Raw genomic sequence first — 14,053 nt, 5'->3', positions numbered from 1 at the left:
CTGTGCCGGGCATCGCGGTCCTGGAAAAGTCAGGAATGCCTTACTTCACCTCAGCAGGCCACGGACAGTAGCAACCCACCGCCAGCGTATGGGTGGCGTTCACCGCCCGGCCTTCATTCAGCGCTTGCAGAATGGGCTCGATAAAACTGTTGCTCGAATTGCAGGTCAGGCCTTCGCTGTACGGCCCGAAATACGCCAGCCTGCCACTGCGGTCCCAGATCGCCACCGCCGGGCTGGCAGGGATCTGTTCGGAACCTGGCAGGACAGTGATGGTTTTAAGGCGACTCAAGGTGCCGGGCAATTGACCATGGCTGCCGGGTTTTTGGACCGCATAGAACTCGACGCCCTGCGGTACATACTGCTCGACCAGTTCGGTCAGGTGTTGTTGGTTGCCGACATTGCACGGGCAGGCCGGGTCCCAGAAGTGCACCAGGCGAATGGCACCGGGGCCGGCAAGTTCGTCCGGCAGGCGCAATGGGTCGCCGGAGAACACCGCAGTGTGCGAACTGAAGGCGCGCAAGTAGCGCCCCTGAAACCAGTCATAGGCGGCCCACAGCGCGCCGGCACACACAAGGGCGAGCAGGCTGGCAAGCAATGTGGTGCGGTAGGCCGGACGCATGGGTTTCAATCCTCGAAGGTCGGCTAGCTTGCCATGCTTGCCGCGACAGATGAATATCGCAGGCCCATAAAGTCCGTTTCGCGCTCTGGAATAGCCCATGTCTGCCACTTTCGACCCCGATCATTTGCGTGCCAGCCTGCGGCCATTGGCCGAGTGGCAGCCGCTGTCGACGGAAGCCATGGCCTATCAGCATTTTTATGGGCTGGATTTCCCCCGGCGAACCTTGCGCAGTGGCCTGGGGCGTTTCGAGGTCGATGGCTATGAAGTGGTCAGCCAGCTCTGGTGGCCCGAGCGGGCGAAGGCGACGCTGTTTTTGTTTCACGGTTTCTATGATCACACCGGGCTCTATCGGCATGTGATCGAGTGGGCGCTGGACCAGGGTTTTGCGGTGATCGCCTGTGACCTGCCGGGGCATGGCTTGTCCAGTGGCGAACGGGCGAGCATCAAGGATTTCGCCGAGTATCAGAGCACCCTGCAAGGGTTGTTGGTCGAGGCGCAATCGCTGGGCCTTCCGCAGCCCTGGCACCTGTGCGGGCAAAGCACCGGCGGGGCGATCGTGATCGATCATGTGCTCAATCAGGGCGCGAACAGTCCCGCCCAAGGGCAGGTGATTCTGCTGTCGCCACTGGTGCGGCCGCGAGCCTGGGGCTGGTCGCAGCTCAGCTATTACTTGCTCAAGCCGTTCGTCAAAGGCATAGCCCGGCGTTTCAGCGAGAACTCCAACGACCCCGACTTCCTGACGTTCCTGCAAGCCGATCCGCTGCAGCCGCTGCGCTTGCCAACGGCCTGGGTCGGTGCGCTGGGGCGCTGGATCAAGCGCATCGAAGCGGCACCGAGCAGCCCACGGCAGCCGCTGATCGTGCAGGGGCAGGCGGACATGACCGTGGATTGGAAGCACAACCTTGATGTATTGCGGGATAAGTTCGATCGACCGCAGGTGCTGATGCTGCCCAAGGCGCGGCATCATCTGGCGAATGAGTCAGCGGGATTGCGGCAGGAGTATTTCGGGTTTTTGAGCAAGCGGATGAAGGGCCGAAATCTCTAGCGGTCGTTCGGGCCTCTTCGCGAGCAAGCCCGCTCCCACATTAGATCTCCAGCGGATACAGAATTCATGTACGCCAGAGATCAAGTGTGGGAGCGGGCTTGCTCGCGAAAGCGATCGTCCAGACGCTGCAGATTACTGAGTAAGGCTCGACGTACTCTGCCCCACCGCCAACCCCGCCCGAATCGCCGCCAATGCCGCTTGGTAGTAAGCCTTGCCCTCAGTGGACTCGGCAAACGTGGCGAACTCTTCCAGCTCGTCATCCGACAGGTCGCGATAGACATACAGCAGCGTATTGTTCAGGTCGGCGCCGATCTGCTCCATCAGGCGCTGGCGCTGGCCGTTCAGCATGCCTTGTGCCTGACCGCCACCGAGCAGGCCGGGGATCATCGAGCTCAGGCTGTCGGCCGCCACGCCCGCAATCGCCAGGCTGACTTCAGCACCGGCCTCGCGGGCAGGCAGGGCCTGGGCCAGGTGACCAATGATCAGCTGACGGGTATCGCTGGCCTGCATTTTCGGCAAGCCCTTGGCATTTTTGGCCAATTGATCGCGACGGGTCGCCAGCAGTTCGGCGGCGACGATTTTCTTGCCCAAGGGCGATTGGAAGAAGGTCAATGCAGGTTTCGGATCGGCAAGCTTTTTGCGCAGCTGCGCTTCGGCACGCTGATCCATGGCTTTGGGCGCAAAGCGCTGATTACTGTTGTTGAGCAGAGCCTGAAACACCGCCGGCGGCAGGCTGTTCTGGTAACGCTGCTGAGCGGCAGAGAGAGCATCGTTGAAATGCGCGCGTTGTTCTGGCCAACCGGCGACCTTGTACAACTGGTCGTGGCCGTCCGCCCAGGCGGGCAAAACACAGAACATCAGCAGTGAAAAAAGCAAACGGCGCATAGGGACTCCTGTCAGCAGGCGACTATTCTCCGTGCGGCATTCGTACTTGTCGAGAATTCGTATCAGGTTGCGTGCCTTATCCGACCAATCCTCCGCTGCGCGGCTCTGTCGGATTTGCGGGCACAGGAATACTATGCGCGCCATGCAAATATCCTCTGATCATCCGCTGCTGTTACGTATCGTCGACGACCTGGCTGAGCGCGGCTGGTCGCAGCAGAATATTTTCCTGCCTCTGGATCTGACCCAGGCGCTGGCGGCCGAGTGCCGCAAACGTGCCGCCGAGGGCGAGCTCGCCCCCGCCGCCGTGGGGCGCGGGCCGTTTTCGGAGATCCGCGAGGGCATTCGCGGTGACCATATCCAATGGCTCGAACCCGGTCAGGCCGAGGCTTGCGACAGCTATCTGGGGTTGATGGACAGCCTGCGTGAGGCGATGAATCGCAGTTTGTTTCTGGGCCTGGAAGATTTCGAGAGCCATTTCGCCCTGTACCCGCCTGGCGCTTTCTACCTCAAGCATGTCGACCGTTTCCGCGATGATGATCGGCGCATGGTCTCGGCGGTGATCTACCTCAATGACGCCTGGCTGCCCGAGCATGGCGGTCAGTTGCGCATGTACCTGGACGAAGGCGTCGAACATGATGTGGTGCCCACTGGCGGATGCCTGGTGGTGTTCCTGTCGGGCGAAGTCCCCCACGAAGTCCTGCCCGCAACCCGAGATCGCCTGTCGTTGACGGGCTGGTTCCGCCGTCGTGGCAACGAGCCGTTCTGATCATGCAAAAGATTCTGGTAAGCCGCTGTTTGCTTGGTCACCGCGTCCGTTACGACGGCGGCGCCAGTGGACCGTTCAATCTATTGGAGCAGTGGATTGCCGAAGGCCGGGTGGTGCCGTTGTGCCCGGAAGTTGCCGGTGGTTTGCCGACGCCAAGGGCCGCGGCGGAGATTCCGGGCGGGCAGGGCGGTGAAGTGCTTGATGGCCTTGCATCGGTCCTCACCACTGAAGGCGAGGACGTTAGTGCCGAGTTTCTTTCGGGGGCTTATCAGGCGCTGGAGCTGGTGCAGCAGCACGGCATTCGTATCGCCGTGCTCAAGGCCAACAGCCCGTCTTGCGGGAATCTGTTGACCTATGACGGGACGTTCAGTGGCGTGAAGGTCAACGGTGAGGGTGTTACCGCGGCATTGCTCAAGCGCCATGGCGTGCAGGTTTTCAGCGAGCTGGAGTTGGCTGAAGCGGCGCAGGCACTGGCAACCCTCGACTAACGACAAACCCAGATCCACTGTGGGAGCGAGCCTGCTCGCGATAGCGGTCTTACATTCAATATCAATGTTGACTGTTATGACCCCATCGCGAGCAGGCTCGCTCCCACAGGTTTCTCCGCGATTTCAGGGTTTCGGCGCCACACTCGTATCCGCCCCGAACCACTTCTGCGACAACGCTTCCAATCGGCCATCTCCCTTGATCCGCTGCAAGGCGTTTTCCAGGCTGGCATGGAACGCCGGGTTACCCTTCTGAAACGGAATGGCCATGCTCACAGCCGGGGCGGCTTTCGGCTTTTCTTCCGTCAGCGACTGCACCAACAGGATTGAACGCGGCTGCTCTTCTTTCTGCGCGATCAATTGCGCATTGGTGTGAATGTAAGGTTCGGTGAAGTCGAAACGATCCTTCAGCTCCGGGGTCTGTGCTATGTGATTGATGGCGACGTCGTACTTGCCGCTTTCGACGCCGGCCAGCAGGTCGACGGAATCGGTGACGACGAAGTCGGCCCTTACATCCAGCTCACCGGCCAGCAGTTGACCCAACTCGACCTCGAAGCCGGTCAGTTTGTCGTCATCCTTGAAATTGAAGGGCGGGGTATTGGCCTCAAGGGCAATGCGCAATTCGCCGCGGTCGTTTACATCGTCCATCAGTTCGGCATGAGCCAAAGGGCTCAAAAGGGGTAGCAGGCAGATCAGGCCAGGCAAAAAGCGCATGGTCACTCCTTTGAATTCATTTATCGCGACGCGCTGTTCAGGCTCGCTTTGCTATGGTTGTCGTGTGCCTTCGACAACGAATGGCCGTGAAGTTGTCACGGTCGAGCGAATTTTACGGAAAAACTGGAGAAGAAAATGAAATCCTTTATGTCACGAGCAGCACTGGCTGGCCTGTTGCTGGGTGCATCGATGCTGGCAACGGCTGCTACACCGGCTCCCAAAGGTGCAGAAGTGTTCATCGTTTCTCCTGCGGACGGAGCCACGGTTCCGCAAACCGTCGTCGTCAAGTTCGCTGTCGAGAACATTGCGCTGGCTCCGGCGGGCGATGTCACCAAGAACACCGGCCATCACCATTTGCTGATCGATGTCGATAAGCTGCCAGCCGCTGGCGCCCCGATTCCGAATGATGCCAACCATTTGCACTTTGGCAAGGCGCAGACCCAGGCTGAAGTAAAGCTGACGCCGGGCAAACACACCTTGCAGCTGGAGTTGGGCGATAGCGGCCACATGCCGTTCGATCCGCCTATCGTGTCGGAGAAAATCACCGTCAACGTTAAGTAACATCAGTCGCGCCCATGAAAAAGGAGACCCGAAGGTCTCCTTTTTTGTCACTCAAGTCGCGATCAGAACAACACGCGGCAACGAATGGTGCCGTTGATGTGCTGCAGCTTCTCTTGCGCCATTTCCGAGTATTCGGCATCGACGTCGATCACGACGTAGCCGACTTTCTCGTTGGTCTGCAGGAACTGACCGGAAATGTTGATGCCGTTTTCGGCGAAGACCTTGTTGATCTCGCTCATCACACCCGGAATGTTCTCGTGGATGTGCAGCAGACGGTGCTTGCCAGGGTGAGCCGGCAGGGCCACTTCCGGGAAGTTCACGGACGATACCGACGTACCGTTGTCGCTGTACTTGACCAGTTTTTCCGCCACTTCCAGACCAATGTTGGCCTGCGCTTCAGCGGTGGAGCCACCGATGTGCGGGGTCAGGATCACGTTGTCCAGGCCGCGCAGCGGGCTTTCGAACTCTTCTTCGTTGGAGCGCGGCTCCACCGGGAATACGTCGATGGCCGCGCCGATCAGGTGCTTGTCCTTGATCGCGTCCGCCAGGGCGTCCAGTTCAACAACAGTGCCGCGAGCAGCGTTGATCAGAATGCCGCCCTTCTTGATGGCGCGGATTTCCTTCTCGCCGATCATCCACTGAGTGGCTGCGGTTTCCGGAACGTGCAGGGTGACGATGTCGGACATGCCCAGCAGCTCGTGCAGGTTGCCGACCTGGGTGGCGTTACCCAGTGGCAGCTTGGTCACGGTGTCGTAGAAGTACACCTGCATCCCCAGGCCTTCAGCCAGAACCGACAGCTGAGTGCCAATCGAGCCATAACCGACGATGCCCAGCTTCTTGCCACGGATCTCGAAGGAGTTGGCTGCGCTCTTGATCCAGCCGCCACGGTGGCAGGAAGCGTTCTTCTCAGGGATGCCGCGCAGCAACAGGATCGCCTCGGCCAATACCAGCTCGGCTACGGAGCGAGTGTTGGAGTACGGCGCGTTGAATACCGCGATGCCGCGTTCGCGAGCCGCGTTGAGGTCGACCTGGTTGGTGCCGATGCAGAAACAGCCGACAGCCACCAGTTTCTTCGCGTGATCGAAGATCTCTTCGGTCAGCTGAGTGCGGGAGCGAATGCCGATGAAGTGCGCATCAGCGATCTTTTCCTTGAGCTGGGCTTCCGGCAGAGAACCTGTGAGGTACTCGATGCTGGTGTAGCCCGCCGCCTTGAGGACGTCGACAGCCGATTGGTGGACGCCTTCGAGAAGAAGGAACTTGATCTTGCTCTTATCGAGAGAAGTCTTGCTCATCTGCGTAAACCTGTATCCCGGAGAAAAATGGCAGGAAATGGTCAACAGATGCTGACCCGGACGGCAAGAAAGCCGTCGCCGCAGGACAGCCGTTGGGCACTATGCTGCGGGGTCGGTATGCTAGCATATGCACCCCGCTAAACACTCATTCCTGCGACGTGAAGCGTTCTCAGGATGACCATGAATTGTTCGAGAGTTCTGTCGATGACCGATCCTGCGCTGATTGATGAGCTGAAGACCCTGGTTGAGCCTGGCAAGGTCCTGACCGACGCCGACTCCCTGAATGCTTACGGCAAGGATTGGACCAAGCATTTCGCCCCGGCCCCGACGGCCATTGTGTTTCCCAAGACCACCGAGCAGGTCCAGGCCATCGTCCGTTGGGCCAATGAACACAAGGTTGCGCTGGTGCCGTCTGGCGGTCGTACCGGGCTTTCGGCTGCGGCCGTGGCAGCCAATGGCGAAGTGGTCGTGTCCTTCGACTACATGAACCAGATCCTCGACGTGAACCTGACTGACCGCACGGCCGTTTGTCAGCCGGGCGTGGTCACCGAGCAATTGCAGAACAAGGCCGAAGAACTCGGTTTGTATTATCCGGTGGACTTCGCGTCGGCAGGTTCCAGCCAAATTGGCGGCAACATCGGCACCAATGCCGGCGGGATCAAGGTGATTCGCTACGGCATGACCCGCAACTGGGTGGCCGGCATGAAAGTCGTCACCGGCAAGGGCGATCTGCTGGAACTGAACAAAGACCTGATCAAGAACGCCACCGGCTACGACCTGCGTCAACTGTTCATCGGCGCCGAAGGCACCCTGGGTTTTGTGGTCGAGGCCACCATGCGTCTGGACCGTGCGCCGAAAAACCTCACCGCGATGGTCCTCGGCACTGCCGATTTCGATTCGATCATGCCGGTATTGCACGCGTTCCAGAGCAAGCTTGACCTGACTGCCTTCGAGTTCTTCTCCGATAAAGCCTTGGCCAAGGTTATGGCGCGCGGTGACGTACCGGCGCCGTTCGAATCCGATTGCCCGTTCTACGCGCTGCTGGAGTTCGAAGCGACCACCGAAGAAGTGGCCAATCATGCCCTGGAAACCTTCGAGCACTGCGTCGAGCAGGGCTGGGTACTGGACGGCGTGATGAGCCAGAGCGAAACCCAGTTGCAGAACCTTTGGAAGTTGCGCGAGTACATCTCCGAAACCATCTCCCACTGGACGCCGTACAAGAACGACATTTCGGTCACTGTGTCGAAAGTCCCGGCGTTCCTGAAAGAAATCGACGCGATCGTCGGCGAACATTACCCGGATTTTGAAATCGTCTGGTTCGGCCACATCGGCGATGGCAACCTGCATTTGAACATCCTCAAGCCGGACAACCTGAGCAAGGACGAGTTCTTCGCCAAATGCGCGACCGTCAACAAGTGGGTGTTCGAAACCGTCGAGAAGTACAACGGTTCGATTTCCGCCGAACACGGCGTGGGCATGACCAAGCGTGATTACTTGACCTACAGTCGCTCGCCGATTGAGATCGAGTACATGAAAGCCGTCAAAGCGGTGTTCGACCCGAACGGCATCATGAACCCGGGCAAGATTTTCGCTGTTTGACTTGGAATTTAAGAGCTACGAAACAGGAGTCGGTAATGAGCTATCAGCACCAGTATGTCGACGGTACGCGTATTCATTTCCCGTTGGGGAAAGTGGTGTGCATCGGCCGTAACTACGCCGAACACGCCAAGGAACTGGACAACCCGGTGCCTACTGAGCCACTGCTGTTTATCAAACCGGGCAGTTGTGTGGTGCCGCTGGAAGGCGGTTTCAGCATTCCGACCGAACGTGGCTCGGTGCATTACGAAGCGGAAATCGCCGTATTGATCGGCAAGCCACTGTCGACCAAACCGAGCCGTGAAGAAGTACTGGATGCCATCTCCGGCATCGCCCCGGCTCTGGACCTTACCCTGCGCGACAAACAGGCCGAGCTGAAAGCCAAGGGCCTGCCGTGGGAAATCGCCAAGTCCTTCGACGGCGCGGCGGTGATTGCGCCGTTCGTGGCTGGCAGCACCTTCGCCGACCTGACCGACATCGGTATCCGCCTGACCATCAATGGTGAAGTGCGCCAGGATGGCAACAGCAAGGACATGCTGAATCCGATCGTGCCGATGATCCAGTACATGGCCGGCTGCTTCTCGCTGCAGGCCGGTGACGTGATCCTCACCGGTACGCCGGTGGGTGTTGGCCCGCTGAATGTCGGTGACGAACTGGTGCTCGAACTGCCAGGCGCCAGCCGCTTCACCAGCAGCGTGCGCTGACCCAACGCAAAACCCAGTGTGGGAGCGGGCTTGCTCGCGAAGAGGTCGTCAAATCCAGCATCAATGTTGGATGACAGACCGCATTCGCGAGCAAGCCCGCTCCCACTTTGGTTTGTGATCCTTCCTGGGAATCGCATCTGCCCGCAAAGGGCAATCCCGCCATTTCCCGTTTTTTTCACATGTTGTCCGGATAATTCCGGGGCTTCTGGCGTCTGAGCCAGTCCCAATGTGCTATTACCCATAGCCTGAATTTCTGGAACGCATCCCTGCATGGCCACCCAACCGCTGTCCAAGCTGAAAACTGCCCGCCGTTCGCGCTTTGTCATGCGTTGGTATTCCTGGCTTTTGCTGGTAGCGGCTGCTGTGTATGGCCTCGTGTTTGCGATGCACTGGGATGATCGCGGCGTGCTCTGGGTGATGGAGCGCTTTGAAAGCCCGGCCGAGCGAAAAGAGAGTATCTGGCTGCCGGACTACCGGGCGGTGATCGACGCCAAGTTGCTGCCGGGCATGGAGAAGGACGAAGCGTCAGATGTTTCTTATGACCCGCAGACCAAAACCCTGTTTGCGGTGATGGGCAAGAACCCGTTCCTGGTCGAGCTGACGTTGCAGGGCGATGTGTTGCGCAAGATGCCGCTGGTGGGTTGGAGCAACCCGGAAGCGGTGGCGGTCATGGGCAACGGTTTGCTGGCGATTACCGATGAGCGCAAACACCTGCTTTCCATCGTCAAGGTCGATGCCGATACTCGCGAACTGAATATCGCCAGTTTCCCGAAATACGACCTGGGCCCGTCGAAAAACCAGAACAAGGCCTTCGAGGCGATCGTTTGGGATGCGCGCAACCAGCAACTGTTGCTGGGTGAAGAGCGTCCGCCGGCGCTGTTCAGCTGGAAAAGCGATGGCAGCCAAATCCTCAAGGGCGACAAGCAAAAGCTGTCCAGCGACGAACTGGATATCCGCAACCTGTCGGCCCTGGCCATTGATCCGCGCACCGGCCATACCTTGGTGCTGTCCGCCGACTCTCACTTGTTGCTGGAATTGGACGAAAAAGGCGAGCAGGTCAGCTTCATGACCCTGCTGGGTGGTTTCAATGGTTTGAAAAAAACCATTCCCCGTGCCGAAGGCGTGACGATGGACGAAGCGGGCACGCTGTACATGGTGAGTGAGCCGAACCTGTTCTATCGCTTCGAAAAACAACCGTAGGAGTTCGGCAATTGTCGTCAAAGGCCATTGGCCATTAAGCTTGAATTCATACTGCCGTGGTATTTCATCCGCCCGTCTTGTTTCCGAGCCCGCCTGAATGCGCCGACTTGCCCGTCCCAAACCCCTGATACTGATCCTGTCGGTCATTGCGCTGATCATGCTGGTTGCCGTCGGCCAATACCTGCGCCTGTTCGAGCGCACCTGGTTCAATGTGCAGACGTTATGGCAGCCGATGAATGCCCAGTCGATTGGCCTGGATCAATATCAGGTAACGATCGAGGCGCAAGTCATTGACGGTCTGGATGACGATGTTTCGGCGCTGACCTTCGATCCCGTGCGCAAAAGCCTGTTCACCGTCACCAACAAAAATGCCGAACTGATCGAATTGTCCCTGGAAGGCAAAATCCTGCGGCGTGTGGCACTGATCGGGTTTGGCGACCCGGAGGCGGTGGAGTTCATCAGCGCTGACACTTATGTGATCACCGACGAGCGCCAGCAACGGTTGATCAAGATTCATCTGGAGGCGGACACGACGTTCCTTGATGCCGCCGACGCTGAACAGATTACCCTCGGCGTGCACATGCGTGGCAATAAGGGTTTCGAAGGGTTGGCCTATGACTCGGTGGGCAAGCGCTTGTTCGTCGCCAAGGAGCGCGACCCGATGCTGATCTACGAAGTGCAGGGCTTCCCGCACTACAACCCGGAGAAGTCCTACGCGGTGCATGTGGTGAACAACCCCAAGCGCGATGCCGGGATGTTCGTGCGAGACCTGTCGAGCCTGCAATACGATGAGCGTAGCGGCCATCTGCTGGCGCTGTCCGATGAATCGCGACTGATTCTGGAGCTGGACGTTGACGGGCGACCGCTGACCACCCTGTCACTGAGCAAGGGGCGTCAGGGGTTGCAGAAGACTGTGCCGCAAGCGGAAGGCATCGCCATGGACGATGACGGCACCCTCTACCTCGTCAGCGAGCCGAATCTGTTCTACGTCTTCAAAAAACCACCGCAACCCTGACCAGCACGCGTACCCCCTGTAGGAGCGAAGCTTGCTCGCGAAGGCGGCGCATCTGTCAGTAGAGATGTCGACTGATACGCCGCCTTCGCGAGCAAGCTTCGCTCCTACAGAGGTTTTGTGTTTGGCTTACTCGGCGCGCAGGGTTTTCACGCCTTCGCTCGTCCCCAGCAGCAGCAAATCAGCCGGGCGGGCTGCGAACAAGCCGTTGGTGACCACGCCGACGATGGCATTGATCTGTGTTTCCAGCTCCACCGGGTTGGTGATCTGCATGTTGAACACGTCGAGGATGATGTTGCCGTTGTCGGTCAGCACGCCTTCACGGTAAACCGGGTCGCCGCCGAGCTTCACCAGTTGGCGGGCCACGTGGCTGCGGGCCATCGGGATCACTTCCACCGGCAGCGGGAACGCACCAAGCACCGGCACCAGTTTGCTGGCGTCGGCGATGCAGATGAAGGTCTTGGCCACGGCCGCAACAATCTTCTCGCGGGTCAGGGCTGCGCCGCCGCCCTTGATCAGGTGCAGGTGCTCGTCGCTTTCATCGGCGCCGTCGACGTAGAACTCCAAGTCGCTGACGGTATTGAGCTCATACACCGGAATGCCGTGGCCTTTGAGGCGGGCGGCGGTGGCTTCGGAGCTGGCGACCGCGCCATCGAACGCGCCTTTGTGCTTGGCCAGGGCATCGATGAAGCAATTGGCGGTGGAGCCGGTGCCGACCCCGACGATGCTCTTGTCGTCGAGTTTTGGAAGGATGAAGTCGACGGCGGCCTGAGCCACCGCCTGTTTGAGTTGATCCTGGGTCATGCGGGCTCCGAAGTGCCGAAGAAGGGACGAAAGGCCGGCATTATAGGCCTCGCGATGGGGAAGGTCATTGCCCGATTGGCGGGTCAAATGCGCACGCCAGACAATTGATTAACTGTAGGAGCGAGGCTTGCCCGCGAAGAGGTCATCACATCCAGCATAAATTTGGCAGTAAGATCGCTTTCGCGGGCAAGCCTCGCTCCTACAAGTGTGGTCGCCCGCCCAAAAGCCGGGTTAGACTCCTTGGCCCTGCCCAACCCGCTCAGTGATGCTTTCCGATGCTCGAACAGTACGTCAAAAAGATCCTCACCTCGCGCGTTTATGACGTTGCCGTAGAAACCCCATTGCAGACTGCCCGCCAGCTCTCCGAGCGGCTGGGCAACGATATCTGGCTCAAGCGTGAAGACTTGCAGCCGGTGTTCTCGTTCAAGATTCGCGGCGCCTATAACAAGCTGACGCAGCTGAGCGATGAAGAGCGCGCTCGCGGCGTGGTCACCGCGTCGGCGGGCAACCATGCGCAAGGCCTGGCCCTGGCGGCCAAGGTTCTGGGCGTGAAAGCGACCATCGTGATGCCCAAGACCACCCCGGAAATCAAGGTCGAAGGTGTGCGCTCGCGTGGCGGTAAAGTGGTGCTGCACGGGGATTCGTTCCCGGAAGCCCTGGCCTACTCGCTGAAACTGGTCGACGAAAAAGGCTACGTCTACATTCACCCCTACGACGATCCTCACACCATTGCCGGGCAGGGCACGGTGGCAATGGAGATTCTGCGCCAGCACCCGGGGCGTCTGGATGCAATCTTCGTCCCGGTGGGCGGCGGCGGGTTGATCGCCGGGATCGCGGCATACGTGAAGTACCTGCGGCCTGAAATCAAGATCATCGGCGTCGAACCGGACGACTCCAACTGCCTGCAAGCCGCCATGGCCGCTGGCGAACGCGTGATCCTGCCGACCGTGGGCCTCTTCGCCGACGGCGTCGCGGTGGCGCAGATTGGTCAGCACACCTTCGACATTTGCAAAGACTATGTCGATGAAGTAATCACCGTCAGCACCGATGAAATCTGCGCGGCAATCAAGGATATCTACGACGATACCCGCTCGATCACTGAACCTGCCGGCGCCTTGGGCGTGGCCGGGATCAAGAAGTATGTCGAGCAACGCGGTGTCACCGGCCATACCTTCGTGGCCATTGATTCCGGTGCCAACGTCAACTTCGACCGCTTGCGCCACGTGGCCGAGCGCGCTGAATTGGGCGAGGGTCGCGAAGCCATCATCGCCGTGACCATCCCCGAGAAACCGGGCAGCTTCAAGGCGTTCTGCGAAGCCATCGGCAAGCGCCAGATCACCGAATTCAATTACCGCTACAACACCGGCAGCGAAGCGCACATCTTTGTTGGCGTGCAGACGCATCCGGAAAACGACCCGCGCAGTGCGCTGCTCGCCAGTCTCACTGAGCAGGGTTTCCCGGTGCTTGATCTGACCGACAACGAACTGGCCAAGTTGCACATCCGCCACATGGTCGGCGGGCGTGCCGCCCAGGTGGTCGATGAAGTGGTGCTGCGCTTCGAGTTCCCGGAGCGTCCGGGTGCGTTGTTCAATTTTCTCAACAAGCTCGGCGGGCGCTGGAACATTTCGATGTTCCACTACCGCAACCACGGCGCGGCCGATGGCCGTGTAGTTGCGGGCCTGCAAGTGCCACACGACGAGCGTCATCTGGTACCGGCCGCGCTGGAAGAAATCGGTTACCCATACTGGGACGAAAGCGACAACCCGGCCTATCAGCTGTTTCTCGGCTGAGCGGCTACGCTGATCGGCAGGCCATAAGGAAATCGAACAATGGAAACGTTAACCGCCCTCAAAATCGCTCATAGCGTGGCGACGGTGTTGCTGTTGATCAGCGCACTGGGGTTGGCGATCTGGGTCTGGCGCGCCCGCCGTAACGGCGACGCGAGCGCTCACACTCGTACCTTGCAACGGCCGTTGGTGTTCATCTGGCTATTGATGGGCCTGGCACTGCTGAGCATGCCGTTCACCGGTTGGTGGATGGTGCATCTGGTGGGCTGGCCGTTGGGGCAGACCTGGCTGCTGGCGTCCGGTGTGCTCTACACCGTGGCGGCGTTGGGCTGGTTCTGGCTGGTGGTGCGGCTGAATCGGCTGCGCAAGGCGCCCGCGGGAGGGAATGGGAAGTTTACGTTTGCGTTGGTGCTGTTCAGCTTTGTTTGCTTTATCGCCATTGCGGGGTTGATGGGGGCCAAGCCGGTATAGCGCGGAATCTGTAGCAGCTGCCGAGGTACGAGGCTGCGATGGGCTGCGAAGCGGCCCCAAAGGGCGGTCCTGCGGACCGCAACGCAGCCTCATACCTCGGCAGCTGCTACAG

At 59.5% G+C, this 14,053-nt stretch carries 15 protein-coding genes; 10 read left to right on the top strand and 5 right to left on the bottom strand.

All coding sequences use genetic code 11. From position 1 onward, the window contains the following. Positions 1-40: 40 nt before the first annotated feature. A complete protein-coding gene (locus tag IB250_RS16980; protein WP_192344962.1) occupies positions 41-619 on the bottom strand; it encodes a DUF6436 domain-containing protein in 579 nt (192 codons plus the stop codon). 97 nt (positions 620-716) lie between these two features. On the opposite strand from IB250_RS16980, the gene IB250_RS16975 reads away from it, so the two are divergent. Beyond that, positions 717-1,664, top strand: coding sequence for an alpha/beta hydrolase (locus tag IB250_RS16975; RefSeq protein ID WP_192344961.1), 948 nt, complete (start codon positions 717-719; stop codon positions 1,662-1,664). Positions 1,665-1,796: 132 nt separating this feature from the next. Here the strand turns inward: IB250_RS16975 and IB250_RS16970 are convergent, their stop codons facing one another. After that, entirely contained in the window at positions 1,797-2,549 is a 753-nt protein-coding gene (locus IB250_RS16970) for a DUF2059 domain-containing protein (RefSeq protein WP_192344960.1), read from the bottom strand. Positions 2,550-2,682: 133 nt separating this feature from the next. On the opposite strand from IB250_RS16970, the gene IB250_RS16965 reads away from it, so the two are divergent. After that, positions 2,683-3,315, top strand: a complete 633-nt coding sequence (locus tag IB250_RS16965; RefSeq protein WP_192344959.1) for a 2OG-Fe(II) oxygenase — start codon at positions 2,683-2,685, stop codon at positions 3,313-3,315. A gap of 2 nt (positions 3,316-3,317) precedes the next feature. Beyond that, positions 3,318-3,803 (top strand): DUF523 domain-containing protein, encoded by a 486-nt coding sequence (locus tag IB250_RS16960; protein ID WP_192344958.1) that lies wholly within the window; start codon positions 3,318-3,320, stop codon positions 3,801-3,803. 123 nt (positions 3,804-3,926) lie between these two features. On the opposite strand, the gene IB250_RS16955 is transcribed toward IB250_RS16960, so the two are convergent. After that, positions 3,927-4,514, bottom strand: coding sequence for a transporter substrate-binding domain-containing protein (locus IB250_RS16955; RefSeq protein WP_192344957.1), 588 nt, complete (start codon positions 4,512-4,514; stop codon positions 3,927-3,929). 135 nt (positions 4,515-4,649) lie between these two features. Between IB250_RS16955 and IB250_RS16950 the strand changes: the two genes are divergently transcribed. Beyond that, entirely contained in the window at positions 4,650-5,075 is a 426-nt protein-coding gene (locus IB250_RS16950; RefSeq protein ID WP_192344956.1) for a DUF4399 domain-containing protein, read from the top strand. 62 nt (positions 5,076-5,137) lie between these two features. Here IB250_RS16950 and serA read toward each other — a convergent pair whose 3' ends face one another. Then, positions 5,138-6,367 (bottom strand): phosphoglycerate dehydrogenase, encoded by a 1,230-nt coding sequence (gene serA / locus IB250_RS16945; RefSeq protein WP_007897715.1) that lies wholly within the window; start codon positions 6,365-6,367, stop codon positions 5,138-5,140. A 204-nt stretch (positions 6,368-6,571) separates the two neighbouring features. Between serA and IB250_RS16940 the strand changes: the two genes are divergently transcribed. From IB250_RS16940 to IB250_RS16925, 4 genes are all read left to right on the top strand, one after another. Continuing rightward, entirely contained in the window at positions 6,572-7,966 is a 1,395-nt protein-coding gene (locus IB250_RS16940; RefSeq protein ID WP_192344955.1) for an FAD-binding oxidoreductase, read from the top strand. A 35-nt stretch (positions 7,967-8,001) separates the two neighbouring features. Continuing rightward, on the top strand, positions 8,002-8,667 hold the full coding sequence (locus IB250_RS16935; RefSeq protein WP_008007329.1) for a fumarylacetoacetate hydrolase family protein: 666 nt from the start codon (positions 8,002-8,004) through the stop codon (positions 8,665-8,667). Between the two features lie 270 nt (positions 8,668-8,937). Further along, positions 8,938-9,867: an SdiA-regulated domain-containing protein gene (locus IB250_RS16930; protein ID WP_192344954.1), complete on the top strand. Its 930-nt coding sequence runs from the start codon at positions 8,938-8,940 to the stop codon at positions 9,865-9,867. A 97-nt stretch (positions 9,868-9,964) separates the two neighbouring features. Then, positions 9,965-10,882, top strand: coding sequence for an SdiA-regulated domain-containing protein (locus tag IB250_RS16925; protein ID WP_192344953.1), 918 nt, complete (start codon positions 9,965-9,967; stop codon positions 10,880-10,882). 126 nt (positions 10,883-11,008) lie between these two features. Here IB250_RS16925 and rpiA read toward each other — a convergent pair whose 3' ends face one another. After that, complete coding sequence (rpiA, locus tag IB250_RS16920; RefSeq protein ID WP_192344952.1) at positions 11,009-11,683, bottom strand: ribose-5-phosphate isomerase RpiA; 675 nt, start codon at positions 11,681-11,683, stop codon at positions 11,009-11,011. A gap of 275 nt (positions 11,684-11,958) precedes the next feature. Between rpiA and ilvA the strand changes: the two genes are divergently transcribed. After that, positions 11,959-13,473, top strand: a complete 1,515-nt coding sequence (gene ilvA, locus IB250_RS16915; RefSeq protein ID WP_123500323.1) for a threonine ammonia-lyase, biosynthetic — start codon at positions 11,959-11,961, stop codon at positions 13,471-13,473. A 39-nt stretch (positions 13,474-13,512) separates the two neighbouring features. Continuing rightward, the gene (locus IB250_RS16910) at positions 13,513-13,941 is read left to right on the top strand and encodes a DUF2269 domain-containing protein (protein WP_192344951.1); all 429 of its coding nucleotides are present in this window, start codon (positions 13,513-13,515) and stop codon (positions 13,939-13,941) included. Positions 13,942-14,053: the final 112 nt, after the last annotated feature.

Origin of the sequence: Pseudomonas sp. PDM09, from assembly GCF_014852305.1 — a bacterium.
In the GTDB taxonomy this organism is placed as follows: domain Bacteria; phylum Pseudomonadota; class Gammaproteobacteria; order Pseudomonadales; family Pseudomonadaceae; genus Aquipseudomonas.
This window is presented reverse-complemented; position numbering and strand designations above follow the sequence as displayed.